Annotated in this window: 15 protein-coding genes; 9 read left to right on the top strand and 6 right to left on the bottom strand. The window is 55.6% G+C overall.

Features of this window, described 5'->3' with window-relative positions; all coding sequences use genetic code 11:
• Nucleotides 1–97 precede the first annotated feature (97 nt).
• From hypF to I1M21_RS05025, 5 genes are all read right to left on the bottom strand, one after another.
• Complete coding sequence (gene hypF, locus I1M21_RS05045; protein ID WP_195192680.1) at nt 98–2,551, bottom strand: carbamoyltransferase HypF; 2,454 nt, start codon at nt 2,549–2,551, stop codon at nt 98–100.
• Nucleotides 2,552–2,668: 117 nt separating this feature from the next.
• On the bottom strand, nt 2,669–3,175 hold the full coding sequence (nikR, locus tag I1M21_RS05040) for a nickel-responsive transcriptional regulator NikR (protein WP_271762882.1): 507 nt from the start codon (nt 3,173–3,175) through the stop codon (nt 2,669–2,671).
• Nucleotide 3,176: 1 nt separating this feature from the next.
• The gene (locus I1M21_RS05035; protein ID WP_006235225.1) at nt 3,177–3,425 is read right to left on the bottom strand and encodes a hypothetical protein; all 249 of its coding nucleotides are present in this window, start codon (nt 3,423–3,425) and stop codon (nt 3,177–3,179) included.
• Nucleotides 3,426–3,510: 85 nt separating this feature from the next.
• Nucleotides 3,511–4,785: an ATP-binding protein gene (locus I1M21_RS05030; RefSeq protein WP_195192679.1), complete on the bottom strand. Its 1,275-nt coding sequence runs from the start codon at nt 4,783–4,785 to the stop codon at nt 3,511–3,513.
• Nucleotides 4,786–4,923: 138 nt separating this feature from the next.
• On the bottom strand, nt 4,924–5,265 hold the full coding sequence (locus I1M21_RS05025; RefSeq protein ID WP_195192678.1) for a helix-turn-helix transcriptional regulator: 342 nt from the start codon (nt 5,263–5,265) through the stop codon (nt 4,924–4,926).
• Nucleotides 5,266–5,414: 149 nt separating this feature from the next.
• On the opposite strand from I1M21_RS05025, the gene I1M21_RS05020 reads away from it, so the two are divergent.
• The 8 genes from I1M21_RS05020 to I1M21_RS04985 all read left to right on the top strand — a co-directional run bounded on the left by I1M21_RS05020 (nt 5,415) and on the right by I1M21_RS04985 (nt 13,972).
• A complete protein-coding gene (locus I1M21_RS05020) occupies nt 5,415–6,974 on the top strand; it encodes an Hsp70 family protein (RefSeq protein WP_195192725.1) in 1,560 nt (519 codons plus the stop codon).
• Between the two features lie 9 nt (nt 6,975–6,983).
• Nucleotides 6,984–8,093: a J domain-containing protein gene (locus tag I1M21_RS05015; protein ID WP_195192677.1), complete on the top strand. Its 1,110-nt coding sequence runs from the start codon at nt 6,984–6,986 to the stop codon at nt 8,091–8,093.
• Entirely contained in the window at nt 8,093–8,539 is a 447-nt protein-coding gene (locus I1M21_RS05010) for a nucleotide exchange factor GrpE (protein ID WP_195192676.1), read from the top strand. Before I1M21_RS05015 ends, I1M21_RS05010 begins: the two co-directional genes overlap by 1 nt.
• The gene (locus tag I1M21_RS05005; RefSeq protein WP_195192675.1) at nt 8,539–11,244 is read left to right on the top strand and encodes an FtsK/SpoIIIE domain-containing protein; all 2,706 of its coding nucleotides are present in this window, start codon (nt 8,539–8,541) and stop codon (nt 11,242–11,244) included. The genes I1M21_RS05010 and I1M21_RS05005 overlap by 1 nt, the downstream gene beginning before the upstream one ends.
• The gene (locus I1M21_RS05000) at nt 11,231–11,818 is read left to right on the top strand and encodes a hypothetical protein (protein WP_195192674.1); all 588 of its coding nucleotides are present in this window, start codon (nt 11,231–11,233) and stop codon (nt 11,816–11,818) included. Before I1M21_RS05005 ends, I1M21_RS05000 begins: the two co-directional genes overlap by 14 nt.
• Nucleotides 11,819–11,836: 18 nt before the next feature.
• Nucleotides 11,837–12,100 carry a hypothetical protein gene (locus tag I1M21_RS04995; RefSeq protein WP_195192673.1) on the top strand — a complete coding sequence of 88 codons (264 nt, stop codon included), beginning with the start codon at nt 11,837–11,839 and terminating at the stop codon, nt 12,098–12,100.
• A complete protein-coding gene (locus I1M21_RS04990; protein WP_229025619.1) occupies nt 12,084–12,917 on the top strand; it encodes an N-acetylmuramoyl-L-alanine amidase in 834 nt (277 codons plus the stop codon). Before I1M21_RS04995 ends, I1M21_RS04990 begins: the two co-directional genes overlap by 17 nt.
• A gap of 134 nt (nt 12,918–13,051) precedes the next feature.
• On the top strand, nt 13,052–13,972 hold the full coding sequence (locus tag I1M21_RS04985; RefSeq protein WP_195192671.1) for a YARHG domain-containing protein: 921 nt from the start codon (nt 13,052–13,054) through the stop codon (nt 13,970–13,972).
• A 177-nt stretch (nt 13,973–14,149) separates the two neighbouring features.
• Here the strand turns inward: I1M21_RS04985 and trxA are convergent, their stop codons facing one another.
• Nucleotides 14,150–14,470, bottom strand: a complete 321-nt coding sequence (gene trxA, locus I1M21_RS04980) for a thioredoxin (protein WP_195192670.1) — start codon at nt 14,468–14,470, stop codon at nt 14,150–14,152.
• Between the two features lie 142 nt (nt 14,471–14,612).
• Here trxA and I1M21_RS04975 point away from each other — a divergent pair, with 142 nt between their 5' ends.
• The gene (locus I1M21_RS04975; protein WP_229025618.1) at nt 14,613–15,182 is read left to right on the top strand and encodes a hypothetical protein; all 570 of its coding nucleotides are present in this window, start codon (nt 14,613–14,615) and stop codon (nt 15,180–15,182) included.
• The last annotated feature ends 64 nt before the right edge of the window (nt 15,183–15,246 follow it).

The raw sequence follows: 15,246 nt of genomic DNA, 5'->3' as shown, positions 1-15,246 counted from the left end.
GCGCTTAATAATCCATCAGTTGATGGTAGCGCTCGCGGGGGTTGCGGGCAAACGCGTTACACCTGTGAGACGGCGGCGCATGGGCTGGCCAAGCAGCCTACCGCGATGCGATCTGCGTGAGGCGAGCGCGGGCGACCGCCGCCTGGCCGTAGGCGATGCAGCCGTCGTTGACGGGCACGGTGTGGGGAACCAAGACGGCAAGACCGGCGTCTTTGAGCTCGCGCGTGAGGAGCCGAAGCAAAAGTCGGTTCATGAACACGCCGCCCGAGAGCGCGACGATGTCGATGCCTTCGCGAGCGCAGATTTCGCTTGCGATACGTGCCGATGCGCGTGCAATGGCGATATGGAAGTCGAGCGCGAGCCCGTCAGCCGGCGCGCCGGCCTCGATTCCATCCAGAAGAGCTTCGATAAGCGGTTGGGAATCCAAGACGGGGGAGCCGTCGATAGGTGTGAGTGCGCCTGCCTGATCGCCGATGGGGCGGATGGTTCTGCTGTCAAGCGCACGCCAGGCAGCGGCCTCGAGCTCGATGGCGGGTTCGCCCTCGTAGGTTGCAGTGCCGCAGATGTCCAAGATCGCCGCCGCGGCGTCAAACAGACGGCCCATACTGCTCGTTCGCGGGCTGTTGATGTTCCGCTTGATCATCGTGGTCGTGATACTGCGCGTCTGCTCATCGAGGCCGCCCAGGAGTCCCGCGGCACCCGGATGTTCGAGTAGATCGAGCTCGCTCAGCAGGGCAAAGGCGTTGCGTCGGGCGTCGCGCACAGATGCGGCGCCACCGGGGAGTGCCCAGGTACGCAGGTGCGCGGTGCGCTCAAAATCGGCGAGGCCGGCGACAAGAAACTCACCGCCCCAAATGGTTCCGTCGGTGCCAGCGCCCGTTCCATCGAAGGCGATGCCAAGTACGCGCGCATTGGGTGCAAGCTGTCCTGTGGCGATAGCCTCAGCCATCACGCTCGCGATATGCGCATGATGGTGCTGGACTTCGATAAGCGGCAGATTGCGCTCGCGCGCCTGTTCGCGTGCCCACTGACTCGATAGGTAGCTGGGGTGCAAGTCGCAGGCCAGCGCGGCGGGCGCTAGGTCAAAAAGGTCTTCCAGTCGCGTGCGTGCCGCATTCCACGCATCGAAAGTCGCACCGTTTTCGACATCGCCGATATGCTGCGACACAAAACAGGCCGACGTTCCATTCGCGTCTTCGCGCGTGAGTGCGATCGTGGCCTTTTGCTGCGGGCCGCAGGCGAGCACACAGGGCGCGGCGCTGGCGAGTGCCGGCAGCGGCAACGGCTGCGGGGCGTACCCGCGAGCGCGGCGCACGGGCATAACGACCCCGTCGACCACACGTACCACGGAGTCGTCGTAGCGCGAGAGGATCGCGCGGTCATTGCCGAGCAGCGCGTCGGCGATGCCGGCGGCAACGAGATGCTCCCAGGCAAGATCGTCATCGGTCTCGATGGGCTCTTCGCTCAAGTTTCCGCTGGTCATAACCAGCGCGTGCATGCCATGCGTTTCTGCCGCGGCAAGCAGCAGATGCTGAAGCGGGGTATAGGGGAGCATGACGCCGAGCTCGGGCAGATCGTGCGCAACGGACGGCGCAAGTGCGAGAGCATCGAAGGAATCTCCCATGCCAACACCACGCCGGCGCAGCAGCACGATGGGGCGGATGCTGCCGGCCAGCAAGTCGCGCTCGGCGTCGTTGACACGGCACAGGCGCTCGGCATCGGTAAGGTCGCGCACCATAACGGCAAGCGGCTTGTTGCTGCGGCGCTTGTGACGGCGCAGCTCGACTACTGCTTGCTCGTTGGCGGCGTCGCAAGCCAGGTGGAATCCGCCCAGGCCCTTGATGGCAACAATGCCGCCGGCCTCGAGCAGCTCAGCACAGCGCTCGATGATGGCATCGCTGGCCTCGCGCGTGTCGCCGACAGCCGGCGTCGCGCCCGAACCCTCGAGCTCCATGTCGCTCGCCGTCTCGCGCCACGTAATATGCGGGCCGCAATCAAAGCAGGCGTCGGGCTGCGCATGAAAGCGCCGGTCAAGCGGGTCGGCATACTCCGCGGCGCACGTGGGACACATGGGAAAACGGTCCATCGAGGTGGCCGCTCGATCATAGGGCAGCGAGCGGATGATAGTAAAGCGCGGCCCGCAGTTGGTGCAGTTGATAAAGGGGTAGTGATAGCGCCGGTCGGCGGGGTCGAACAGCTCGCGCAGGCAATCGTCGCAGGTGGCGATGTCGGGCGAGACAAGTGTGGTGTGCGCGGTCTGGTCCTGCGATGCCACGATGCAAAAGCCTTGCTCATCGGCGGCATCCCAGGCCCCGGGCTCCAAATCCGCAACGTCAACGCGCTCCACGCGGGCAGCCGCAGGCGCATGCTCCGACAGCGCGGCGACAAAGCTGCCGACGGCCGCGCCCGAAGCGTGCGCCTCGATATGCACGCCGTCGCCCGCGTTGAGCACCCAGCCGCAGATGCCGTGCGCCGTGGCCTCGCGATACACAAACGGTCGCATGCCAACACCCTGCACAATGCCCGTCACGTGAATATGCGCATGCCGCATGCGACTCTCCCTCATCAAAACCGACCAAAAAGGGACAGGTTTATTTTGGTAGGTAAAATATCTAAACCTGCCAAAACAAACCTGTCCCTTTTTGGCAGGTGCGCTGCGGGAAACCCGCTACAGCCCCAGGCTCTGCTTGGTGGCGGCGCAGGTGAGCTCACCGTGCTTAACGCCGCGCAGGCCCAGCAGGCGGTCAGCCAGCTCGTAGACGCGCTCGCCGCGACCCTTAAGCGCCAGAATCTCCAGGCAGTTGTGGTGGTCCAGATGCACGTGCATGGTCGAGACGATCTCGTCGGTGTAGTCGTGCTGCACCTCGTCCAGACGACGCGTCAGGTCGCCGGTATGGTGATCGTAGATCATAGTGAGCGACCCGATAACGTGCTCGTCGGGCGTGCGCATCTGCTCCTTGGCGATCGAGGCGCGAATCAGGTCGCGCACGGCCTCGGAGCGGTTGGCCACATCGCCGCGGCGCGCGATCTGCTCGTCAAAGCGGCGCAGCAGGTCGTCGGGCGCGGTGACCGAAAAACGGACCAGCTCGGAGCTGGAGCTACCGCGCTGGCAGCTCGCCTCGGCACCCGCGCCGTGGTCGTGCCCGCAGTCGTGCACGTGCTCGTGCCCGGCCACGTTACACCAGCTTCACAGAGCCGACGGAGTTGTGATCGGCCTCGATGGCCTCCTCGTAGCCCTCGAGCGCGTCATGCGCCTCGTGCAGCGCAGCCATGGCGGCCTCGAGCTTGGCGCCAATACGCTCCATGTCAAAGTTCTCGGTCGCATGCAGCAGCTGATGGCTCCACTCGTGGGCGAGCTCGATGGTGTCGTCGACCTGCTTGACGCTCATGGCAAGCTGGCTCATGTTCATTCCAACGTCATGCATGGGAATCTCCTTTTGTACGGGGCAATCCAGTGGTTCAGATTCTACTACGGAGGGCTCCCGCGCCCGCCGCTGTATGCCAGTTGTCCTACGGTGCCAGTGAAGCAAGCGGCGCGACTACGACACCGTCTTCCCGTCGGTAGGCAGTTGCGGTTCCAGTGAGAACGAGCAAGAAGGACGCTTCGCCTTGGTGGCTCGCATCGATTTTAGATGCGAGTTTCTTGAGATTGGCGGCAGCGGTGTCTATAGGCTTTGAGCCAAGCTTGACCTCAACCAGAGCGTACCTGCCGTCGTCTAGCACGAGTACGGCATCGGCTTCAAGGTCGGTCTTGTCCCGATAGTGGTAAACCTTGCCGCCAAGCAAATCCATATAGGTGCGCAGGTCACGGATGCACATCGATTCAAACAGAAGCCCAAATGTTTCAAAATCCTCCAGGAGCTTTTGAGGCGTTGCCCCCAGGGCTGCGACCGCAAGCGATGGATCGCAGAAATGGCGCGTCGGACTCGTCCGTACGGCGGTTTTTGAGCGGAGCCGCGGGGCCCATGCCTCGAGATCTTCGAAAACGCAGGAGCGGGTCAAGGCGTCGACATATTCAGAAACGGTATTTCTTGAGGGAGGTTCTCCTTGCATGTCAGCAGCGATTGTGGCGAGCGATGCCTCTGTCGAGATATTGCGAGCGTAGCTTCGAATAATCTGGGCCATCCAAGTCTTATTTCTCCGCAGTCCATCAATCTCGTCGATATCGGAATCAAGCAGTTCCGAGATGTAATCAGGGGCCATGGATAGCGCAATCCCATGGTTTGGCTCGGTAACCGCTTCAGGCCAACCTCCTCGGCAAAGTGAGTAGACGATACGTTCGATATCGAAGTCGACTATATCGGCAACATCGGTGTTTCCATCAAACAGGCTTGCCAGCGAAACTGATCCTGTTGACTCGCGTGATTCAAAAAGTGACATCGGGCGCATGTTTATACGTGCTATGCGGCCGACTCCTGAGTGTGCCGGCATTTCGCTTGCCCGAGGCGTTGCGGAGCCGGTGAGGATAAACCTGCCTCGTCCTTTGCCGCGGTCGATTGCGAACCTTACGGCGTCCCAAAGCTGTGGGGCCATTTGCCATTCATCGATGAGGCGTGGCTCATCTCCTTTGAGCAGGAGAGAGGGCTTCGAATCGGCAAGCTGGATGTAGCTCGGACCGTTATCGGGGTCTTGCATGTAGATGCTGCTTGCGGCTGCCTGTTCAGCCGTTGCGGTCTTGCCGCACCATTTTGGCCCTTTGATTTGGACAGCCCCAGAAGATTTTAGTTTTCTGGCGAGCACTTTGTCCGCGACTCGTGGTAAATAACCGTGTTGAATTGAACCCATGTCACCCTCCTTGCTAGTAGGGTATTATACCGTTGATTTGTGCAAGTTGGACGATTTAGATTGTGCAAGTTGGACAATTTAGATTGTGCAAGTTGGACATTATATCTAGTTAACATTCATGATGCCAAAAGAGAAGCCCTAGAGTCTCCAGGCCTTTGTCGTATAACGCATGATGTCAAGAATGTCGGCCTTGATGTTTGGCGGCAGGGCTTTGAAGAGCGATAGATATTCGTCTTCCTGAGCGGTAAAAAACGCAGGGCTTCCGTCTGGATCTTTGGTATAGCCAAGGATATCGTTGGGCGTGCATCCAAAGAGATCGCACAATGCAACAATGCGGTCTTCTCCTAGTTTTGCTCGACCTGTTTCCCATGCACTATATGTCGCCTTGCTAACGCCAAGACTGTCCGCAATTTGAAGCTGAGTAAGCCCTGACTTTTTGCGGATTCTGGCGAGTGCGGTATGTCTACTAGTCTCATCCATGTCGCTCCCGTCTGAATAATCAAGAGCAACTTTGCATTTCAATGCCGGTCAAATGTCTAACTGAATTGTTCTTAGGTGCAATAATTGACATAAAGTCTAATATGAATAAACTCAAAACCAATAGAAATAGACATCGAGGAATGGTGGCTATGGGGAGAGTTGTTGGAATCGATCTTGGGACGACCTATTCGGCCGTCGCTGTGTTGGGAGACGATGGACTTCCCGAAATACTGAAGAATGCGGACGGAGAACCGACTACACCTTCGGTTGTTTTATTCCAATCATTTGACGGAAAAGACGAGCCGCTTGTTGGAACGATGGCCAAGCATTCGGCGGCAAGTGATCCCGATAATGTTGTCCAGTTCGTGAAGCGGCAGATGGGAAATCCGGATTGGAGATTCGACTCCGACTCGGGCGTTTCCTACTCTGCAGAAGAGGTTTCCTCCCTTATTATCAAAAAATTATTGCAAGATGCCGAGCAGGCACTTGGAGAAGAAGTATGCGGAGCCGTGATTACGGTTCCCGCATACTTTGATGATGCAAGAAGAACTGCGACAAAGCAGGCGGGTGTAATTGCGGGCACCAAAGTGCTTCGCGTGTTGAATGAACCGACGGCCGCAGCCCTTTCCTTTGGTCTCGATACCGAGAAGAACGGCGTCACGCTTGTCTATGATCTGGGCGGCGGAACGTTTGACGTGACGCTTCTTAAGATAGAGGACGGTTGCTTTACGGTTATCGGAACCGATGGCGATAGGAACTTGGGCGGATTCGATTTCGATAACGCTCTAATGTCGTTCGTGGCAGAAGAGCTCTCGAAACAGGGTGCTGGTAATGTTCTCGAGGATTATCTGATAAGTGCCGAGCTTCGAGAGAAATGCGAAATGGTTAAGCGCACTCTTTCGAACGTGCCAAAGGCAAACCTCCATATTTCGAAGAACGGAAAGCCTTATCGTGTGGCTATTTCTCGCGAAGATTTCGAGCGGGCGAGTAGGTCACTCCTGAATCGAACGCAGGAGCTGGTCGAGGACGTGCTCGAGGACACCGGTTATTCATGGGGTCAGATCGATCATGTGGTCCTCGTTGGTGGCTCAACGCGTATGCCAATGGTACACAAGTTAATCGAAGATATTTCGGGGATGAAACCCGAGCTTGGGGTAAATCCCGATGAGGCTGTCGCCATGGGGGCTGCCGTTCAGGCCGCAATAGAAATGGAATCGAGCGCTGACGTGGCAGGATCGGCGGAAAATAGTTTGCCGAATATGCCCCTCTTTACGGCTCCGAGCGTAGTCATTGCCGATGTTACTTCGCAACCTTTGGGGGTTGTGATGCTCGGGAAAGACGGCAAAGACTACAACAATGTCGTGATTCCGAGGAATTCACCCGTGCCGGGGAGTTATTCGCAGGACGCAGCAACGGTGAGTGAGAACCAGTCGTACGTCGATGTCCAGGTGACACAAGGCGATGACCCAGACTTGAACTATGTGGTCATTATCGGTTCAAAGGAAATACCGCTTCCGCCCGGGTTGCCCAAGGGATCTCCCGTCCGCGTGGTTTACGAATACGACAGAGAACAAACCGTGCATATCCGTCTATATGCCGGGGGGAGCGGCCAGCTGTATGGCGAGTTCGAAATCGACCGTGTGGCGAATATGGATGAACGGCAACTCGATACTGCCGTTAACAAGATGAAGAACATCGAAATTGGATAGGGGACACTGATGGAAGAATTTGTTGACTACTATGAAATTCTCGAACTGGAAAAGAATGCGCCGATTGAGGAGATTGAAGAGGCGATTAAGAAAACACGGAAGCGCTTCAGGCGCCTCGAAGGATCTCCGGATGCTATGCAAAGAGCAAACGCCGAAAGGATGATGCAGCTCTTAAATGAAGCAGATTCGTTGTTTCACAACAGTTCAAAACGCTTGGAATACGATGCCACATATGATAGCGGGAAGAGTGACAGCAAGAGGGACCTGGAAAAAGACGCCCGTGCTGCAACCGCCGAGAAAGACTGGACATCAGAAGCGAAAGATTATTTCAAAAACGGTCAGAGTGCCAACGCTTGTTTTGCCGCTAGGGAAGCAACAAGGAATTGCTCAACCGATGCGGAAGCATGGCTTGTGTGGGCTCTGGCAGCATATTCGATGGACAAGTATGACGAATCCATTTTTGCTGCATCTGAGTTGCTGAAGCTTGGCTCGAATCAGGCGACCGCTCATAGGCTGTTGGGCGACTCGTACATAATGATTGATAAATACGCAGACGCCGAGGCTGAGTTTCTGAAGGCCCAGCAGATTGATAAGAGCGACTATACGATTATGGCGCGCTTGGTTGATGCGCGTTATCTTCAGGGGAAATTTGACCAGGCCCTCACTATGGCGCGCAATCTTCATGAGGCACATCCGGATTATGGACCCGTCCTAAGCTCGTTATGCCGGTGTCTAGAGACGGATGTCGAGAACAAAATGAGCTCAAAGGATAATGCTGGCTATTTCACCAATATGAAACAAATCCAGCATGCTGAACTTGTCGTTAGTGAAATGCGCGCGTTGGGAAATATCGACAAGGCTGATGAGGAATGGATTGAGAAAATGGAGGGCCTTATCGACTGGGCGCGTAAAAGGCACTACATTGCACCTGCCCGATGGTTTTGGATTCTCTGCGGCTTGACCTTCTTATTTATTATAAGCGGGTCAAGTGGCGCTCTCTTGACGCTCGTTCTGTTCTTTGGGCTGCTCCTGTATGCATTCTTCTTTGTTGTACCGACCGGATGGATGATCAATGCCCGCAAATTAGGAGAGCTTGCAAAGAGGACGGGGCTCCAATAATGGACGTGCGCTGGGACCAAGCACTCGACAGCTTGGAGATGGATCGCCAAGCAATTATTGACTGTGCAGAACGGCTCAGAGCGTCTCTCGCTTCTCTCAAATCAGATTCAAGAGAAATCAAAGACTTGGCCACTGGCGAAGCTTATGCAGGATTATTCAGTGAGCTGCTGCTTGCTGTTGATAGAGTTAAGAATGAGCCGCTGTCAGAGGACTTGAGGTCTTCGATTGCGGATGAGATTATCGAGGTTTGTAGCCATTACGGGCTTGAGTCCGTTCTGTGCGACGAGACAGTTAACCTACATGAGCATGAAATCGTTGGATTGATTAAGACAGACGACGCCTTCAAAGATGGAAAGGTGGCTCGCGTAGAGCGAGACGGTTACAGGATTGGTGGAAGACTTCTCCGTCCAGCGCGAGTGGTTGTCTTTCGGCACGAAGAGGACTGATGGCCAATATGTCGCTGGAAGAGACCTGTGCCGAAATGAGGCAAGCGCTCAGCGAGGTCAAGGAATGCCAGGCTCGTCTGCTGGGAGCTTGTGAATCCCAGTCTGCCTCCGTTGACACGTGGTTGAAGATGACGCTGAAGGAGAGACAGGAGGCAAAAACACGAGCGCTCAATAAACTCAGCATCCGGGAGAAGCGCCGCAACGCCCTTTCGAAAAAGCGAGTGCAGGATACCGTTGACGAGTTGCTGGCGATCGAGGAAGGCTCGGCCCTCAATGCCGCCGAGTATATCCAGATTGGATCGATGTCGAAAACTTCAAAACGTGACGATTTGTTTACGGTGCCCTTTATCGTTCCGTTGCTTGGTCACGGCAATATCGTGATGTCGGTTTCAGGCGAGGGCTACATTTCAGACGGGGTAGTACGCGAGGTAGAGGCCAAGACGCTTTTATCGACTTCAGCGTCGCAAGTTGAAATTATTAGTTTTGACCCGGCACTCAAAAACATCGAGGCTCCTTTTTCGACGATTGGCCGGAACGGGCAAGGTGAGGCAGCGGTCAGGTATTTGCATTCGAGAGGCGAACTCGACGCCTTACTTAACGAGCTGACCGACCGTGTGACGCAAATCAACAACGAGTTACTGTCAGACGATGAGAGCCTGGCGGTATATCACCAACGGGTCGGAATGCCGGTCGAGAAGTACCAGCTCGTTGTGATCCACGATATGCCGATGGGAATGGCTGCCGAGCAATACGACCGTATCTGCTCGCTGATGAAGGCGGCCCCAAAGGCAGGCACTTCTTTCCTGATGATACAACCTAAGATGGACGACTTGCCCAAATGGTATTGCGAGAAGAAACGTTCCTATCCTGTTTCGGAGCGTCTCGAACTATTCTCGGGCAGTCATGCCCGATGGCTGGGTCACGATGGCTACGATGTTGAGCTCTACGAGCTTGACACGATTGAATCGGCGCAAGCCGCCGAGCGGATGGCCCGATCAGCGGCAGAGCTGCGGTTGCCCGAAGTAAAGATCGAGTCGGTGCTTCCCGCGGAGTATTGGATGGAGACGAGCGAGGACGGAGTCACGTTCTCGCTGGGTCTGCGTGGAACCCAGACGGTTGATGTCACGATTGGCTCGAATGAGACTCAAAGACATAATGCACTGATAACCGGCGCGGTCGGACAGGGTAAATCGAATCTGTTGAAAGATATCATCTACGGTTTGTGTGCCAGGTATTCTCCCGACGAGTTGGAACTCTATCTGTTTGATTTCAAAGAGGGCGTTACCCTGTTTCCCATGGCTCCCACGCCGGATTCCCCCGAGTATCTACCGCAGGTAAAGGCATTTGGGCTTGAGGCCGATGAAGACTTTGCCATGGATGTGCTGAATTCCATAGCCGCCGAGGCCAAACGGAGGGCCGCTGCGATCAAGCCTTACGGAGATAATCTGCTCAAGTATCGGCGCAATAGCGGGAATAAGATGCCGCGTATCGTTGTGGTCATTGATGAGTTCCAGCTATTTCTAGAAGGCGCGAGAGGCAAGGAAGCCTGTGAACTTTTGGAACGCATCGTTCGCCTCTATCGTGCATACGGTATTCACGTGATATTGGCGTCACAAAGTATCGGCGGGATAACCAATCTTGCCATTTCCCAGGGCAAGTTCTTCGCACAGTTTCCTATCCGTATCGGACTGAAAAACTCGCCGGCGGAGTCGCGGGCGACTTTCGGACCCTTTAACGAGGCGGCTGCTAGTCTAAGGTTCAGGGGACAGGCGATTCTGAACGAAGATTACGGAAATCCGAGCGCAAATGTGACGGTGCTTACGCCGTTTGCTGAGGATGCCACGTTGGACAGTCTCAGGAACAAGTTCTATGCAATGCCAAAAGAGCACCTTGATGAACCGGTGGTTTTCGACGGAAGCACTCTGCCGGAGTTGACTGAGGCCCTCCTTGAGCAGAACGACATAGATTCAGGTAACGTGCCGAGCGCCTTGCTTGGCCGGGGTGTTTCTGCTGGGTTGGCACCGATATATTTCCCGTTTGAAAGAGCTGCGGGAAGCAATATCGCTCTTGTGGGCAGGGGAACGCTGCCAGGGCTCGGTGATCTTCCGAATTCTGTCGATCTTGCGGCGTGCGTTATGGAAACGCTTGTTTTATCGCTTGCACGCTATGAGCGAGGCGCTGAGTTTACTGTAGTGGAGGATGGCGCGCGCCATGTTTCTAATTCGACTCTGGAGATATGCGCTCGTGCGGGGGTTTCTCCGGAGGTCGTGCCTTCGGACGAAGCGGCTGCATGGATTACCAATTGTCTTCAGAGAAATGATGTCGGGGAAGAATGTGGGCGGGAGCGGTTTGTGTTGGTGCCGAATGCGGACTCACTAGGATCTTTCGACTTTGGTGCTCAGCAGAAGATTCAAAAGGTATTCCGTGAGGCTCCTATGCACGGAATCCACTTTGTCTGCCACTGGCAAAACCCCGTAGCGCTTTCAGCACAGTTGGGTTCATCGGGACTGTCGTCTTTTGACGGCGTGGCGTGTCTGTTTGGCTCGAATGTCGCAGCGAAGCAGTTGGATGGCCCGCTGTGCCAGTGGAACGGGCAAGAGAACCGGGTCCTTTACAAGGAGGCTTCTTCGGGACGTCCCTCAATGAAGCTCATGCCCTTTGTCGCAACGCGATTATGGAGGAGGGGCGACGATGAGCAGGGATGATTTGTACGAAAGGTATCTGTCCGAAGCAGAACGATTTCTGAAATCGGAGGCGTCGACCGCCCAGCTTGTTAAGCAGGAGTGCGATCGTTGTGATCGGGAGTCGACCTCTGCGAGGAACATGGCGGGCAAAAAGAAAGCGGAGATAGATCGCCTGGCGCATCAAGCACAGGAGGCTTTTTCGCAATTGTCTAAACGACTTGCGGGGAGTCACGCGAAGGACGTCGGCGCTGCGCTTCCGAACATGGTAAGACCGATTGCGTCGAATGAAGACGCTGCCGAGCTTGCCTCTTCGTTATCAGGGCTTATCAAGAAAATCGATTGCTATATCGAGATGATTGAAAAAGATACGTCTGTGAACGAGTTGAGTCAGCGATCTTCAAATGCACTGGATGCTCGACGGGCGGCTCTTGACCGGAAGCGTCTTCTGGTGGAAGAAGAGAAGGCGATGCCGGATCCTCTTCCCGTTAAAGCCGAGGAGTCGAAAGGCGGCTGCCTTTCTCAGGCGGCGGTTCTATGCGCGTGCTGTATTGGGGTAATTTCGCTTATTGCGAATGTGCTATTTGGGTTGTTGTGACAACGGAAAGGAACAGAAATGAGTCAGAACATCGGCCAGCTCGTTGCAGAGCTGAACGCGTTGGTGTCGAAGATGGAGACGCAGCGAGGTGTGTGCGTCACGGTGGCGGACGATCTCGATTCACTGCACGATATGCTTAACGCGGCAATGGAAGGAACAAATTCGACCGCTCAAAATGAGGCGGTTGGGCAGCTTGGAGCGGCAGCGGCAAAGCTGCTCGAGGCGGGTGGCCTTATCAGTACGGCATGCGATGTGGTCAGCACGTATGCAAACTCGCTCTAGGCGTTTATGGGTGGCGCGGGGGCTCGTCTCCGCGCTTGCCGTTTTCTTGTTCGGCTTGGGAATTGTTCTGGTCGGTCGTATTGGCGTGAGAAAGGTCGTGAAATCCAGCGGAAGCAATTGCGTGCTGGCGGCTTGTGCAGATAGTGTTGGAGATGTGCTTGATATCTGCAATGCGAGAGTTGCTGACACGGTTTCAGGGGTTGTAGAGCAAGACGAATCTCGCTCTTCGTCCATCGATGGGAGCTCGGAATTTCAGCCAAGCATTCAAGAACGGTACTACGCCGACTTGGCGCATGGGCCTAAGGGTCCTGAGTTTCAGAAGTACATCGTTTTGCACGATACGGAGGGCGATTCTTCCCCTGAAAGTGTCATCGATTGGTGGGAGTCCAACGGCAATAAGGTAGCGGCTCATTTTGTTGTTGGAAAAGATGGGTCGATCGTTCAATGTGTGCCTCTCGATCAAATCGCGCACCATGCCGGTTTTGGCGATGCTGGGAAGAACGAGCAGTATGGAACAATCGATGATTCGAGAGATGACAAGGTCGGAACGTTACCGATAGGGGGAAGCTATCCCGATTACGGCATGAACTCTTATTCCGTTGGGATTGAGATGGTCCATGTTGGAGGATCGGGCGATTACCCCGAAGAGCAGCTTATCGCTGTCGACGGTCTAATTGCGTATATCGATGAGTACTACGGGTTCAAGAGCCAGATTATCGACCACAAGGCGTGGCGGACGGGAAATTCGGATACATCGGCGGAATTCTCATCATATCTGTCGAACTATCAAGAATATCGACGTCATGTCGATGGCTAAAAGACAGATTGAAAGGGGAGACAGTGAAGTGTCCCAAATGTAACGCAGAGATAGAGGAGGGGACAGTCTACTGCCCCTTTTGTGCTGCGAAAGTATCTTCTGACGTGGGTCGGTCGACCACAGAGAATGAGCGGATGCCATTCGATGTCAAGGATAATGCGAAGGGGAGGGCAGCGGCGGAGGATTCTGGCAACGAACTAGGTAAAAGAGTAATTGGGTTAATTGGCGGATTCGATTCAAATAAAATCGTGATAATTGGCCTGGTGGCCGCCATCATTGTTGGCGGCTTTTATGTTTGGAATCGATTCGGGGGCGGGCACTCATCACCAGAATTCACTCAAACCTATCAGCATACGATGTATAAATCGGACGCCGATGAGTTTGAGTCGGAAAACTCAGATGAAAAGGACGAGGCCGACGACGAGGGCGCAACTGAATTAATGGTGGTATCAAATAGCTCCGTCGGGTTTCCAGAGATGGTGGTGAATGCCAAGGTGACCGGCTCTTCGACAGAGGCGTTGTCGAAGCCGGAGAATTGGTCCCTGAAAGAAACGGGCACGAACGGCGAGCAGGCTTCGACTAACCCCCGGAGTGTTGTAGTTGGTTCGGACGGAGTTTGCAAGCTCGCATATCGATCGACACTCGGCAGCGATTCGGGCGATGGCCGTACGGTTGTCGTGTCGTTTATTGATAATCAATCACATAAGGTTATGGATAGCTTTTCCTATTGCTGTGATGCAAAGGGTTCGACAGTAGACGGATACTTGCTTTCTGAAAGTGACTCGCGACGCTATACCGAGACCGAGATTGAAAATATGGGTATGAGCTCATGGGAACTATGCTTAGCAAGAAACGAAATATACGCACGTCATGGTCGCAAGTTCAAGGACGAGAAGATTCAAGAGTATTTCGACAATAAGGATTGGTATGAAGGCATATACTCGCCTGAGGAATTTGATGCGATGACATCACCGCTTAATGATATCGAGAGGGCAAATGCCGAAACGATCCAGTCTTACGAACGTGCTATCGGATCTGAGTTTTTAAATCCATAACAAAACTTGTGGCAAAGACTAGACAAATGAAGAAAACGGGTGCGAGTCCGTCTGACCCGCACCCGTTCACTGGGGGCTGTTTGTGATTACCATACTATCCGTGGTCGCGGGCGCAGCGCCCGGCTCTCCGGTGAGCGGCGCAAAACCGCTCATGGACGGCAGCACGTGACCGGTGTATTACAGGTGCTTCTCAAGCAGCGCCTGCAGCCTGGCTTTGGGCAGCGCGCCAACGGAGCGGTCAATTTCCTCGCCGTTCTTAAAGACGACCAGCGTAGGGATGCTCATGACGCCAAACTTCATGGCCAGGTCCTGGTTGTCGTCGACGTTGCATTTGGCAACGGCAAGCTTGCCTGCCAGCTCATCGGCAACCTCGTCAACGATGGGCGAGAGGGATCGACAGGGCCCGCACCACGGAGCCCAAAAATCGACCAGCACGGGCAGGCTGTCGTTAACGATGGAATCGAAGTTCTCGGGGGTAATCTGATTAATGTCAGCCATGGTGACCTCCATAATGCGACGCGGCTCGGCCGCGTAAAACTCAGTACGACCGTGCTTATACCCAGCGGCCCGCAAAGCAACCACTCGCGGGCGGCTCTTTTATATAATGGTGCCCACGCAAACGATTGGAGAGCGCATACCTATGTCACAAAGCCAGAAAAAAGAAGCCATCGCTCAGGCGGCCGAGCAGGAGCTCGCATCGCTTGCGGGTCGTGGCGTGCGCATCGCAGGCAACGCGTGCTCGCCAATTGTGCTGGTAAAAGGCGATTTGGATGAAGCCGAGCGCTCGGGCGGCGAGCTTGCCGCGGGCGCGGATGGCGCGGCGCTGCGTAAGGCGCTCGGGGCCATCGGCTATGCGCCCGAGGATTTTTGCGTGCTGGCAAGCGTCGCCGGCGCGGGTGACGGAACGGTGGCGGTGGGCCACGCCCTGCCGTGCGAGCTGTTCCGCGAGGCGCTCGAGGCGCTGGATCCCGAGGCGGTGCTGCTGCTGGACAACAGTGCGGCAGACATGATGCGCGAGACCTATGCCGATATGCTCGTGGCGATCGAGGACTTTGACACCGCCATGCTCAAGCCCGGCCTGGTCGCCCATGTGCAAGGGCGCCGAGTGCTGGCGCTCGACGGTTTTGAGGCGGCGCTCACCGACAAGGCCGCCAAGCAGCGCATGTGGGCCTACATTAAGCAGCTGACCCCGGCGGCCGCGCCGCTGTAACGGGCCTGCGCCGGCAAGGCGACCCCGAGCGGGCGAGCCGTGCCCGCGGAACGCAAATCCGTCG

Source organism: Collinsella aerofaciens, assembly GCF_015546965.1.
Lineage (GTDB): Bacteria > Actinomycetota > Coriobacteriia > Coriobacteriales > Coriobacteriaceae > Collinsella > Collinsella aerofaciens_X.
Note: the sequence above shows the minus strand (reverse complement) of the source record. Positions and strands in the feature narration are given on the sequence as shown.

Bases quoted from the DNA above. Each gene is read 5' to 3' on its own strand.
- hypF (WP_195192680.1), bottom strand. From the start codon at position 2,551: ATGCGGCATGCGCATATTCACGTGACGGGCATTGTGCAGGGTGTTGGC.
- I1M21_RS05030 (WP_195192679.1), bottom strand. From the start codon at position 4,785: ATGGGTTCAATTCAACACGGTTATTTACCACGAGTCGCGGACAAAGTG.
- I1M21_RS04975 (WP_229025618.1), top strand. From the start codon at position 14,613: ATGTCACAAAGCCAGAAAAAAGAAGCCATCGCTCAGGCGGCCGAGCAG.
- I1M21_RS05010 (WP_195192676.1), top strand. From the start codon at position 8,093: ATGGACGTGCGCTGGGACCAAGCACTCGACAGCTTGGAGATGGATCGC.
- I1M21_RS05035 (WP_006235225.1), bottom strand. From the start codon at position 3,425: ATGCATGACGTTGGAATGAACATGAGCCAGCTTGCCATGAGCGTCAAG.
- I1M21_RS05020 (WP_195192725.1), top strand. From the start codon at position 5,415: ATGGGGAGAGTTGTTGGAATCGATCTTGGGACGACCTATTCGGCCGTC.
- I1M21_RS05015 (WP_195192677.1), top strand. From the start codon at position 6,984: ATGGAAGAATTTGTTGACTACTATGAAATTCTCGAACTGGAAAAGAAT.
- I1M21_RS05000 (WP_195192674.1), top strand. From the start codon at position 11,231: ATGAGCAGGGATGATTTGTACGAAAGGTATCTGTCCGAAGCAGAACGA.
- I1M21_RS04985 (WP_195192671.1), top strand. From the start codon at position 13,052: ATGCCATTCGATGTCAAGGATAATGCGAAGGGGAGGGCAGCGGCGGAG.
- I1M21_RS05025 (WP_195192678.1), bottom strand. From the start codon at position 5,265: ATGGATGAGACTAGTAGACATACCGCACTCGCCAGAATCCGCAAAAAG.
- I1M21_RS05005 (WP_195192675.1), top strand. From the start codon at position 8,539: ATGGCCAATATGTCGCTGGAAGAGACCTGTGCCGAAATGAGGCAAGCG.
- I1M21_RS04990 (WP_229025619.1), top strand. From the start codon at position 12,084: ATGCAAACTCGCTCTAGGCGTTTATGGGTGGCGCGGGGGCTCGTCTCC.
- trxA (WP_195192670.1), bottom strand. From the start codon at position 14,470: ATGGCTGACATTAATCAGATTACCCCCGAGAACTTCGATTCCATCGTT.
- I1M21_RS04995 (WP_195192673.1), top strand. From the start codon at position 11,837: ATGAGTCAGAACATCGGCCAGCTCGTTGCAGAGCTGAACGCGTTGGTG.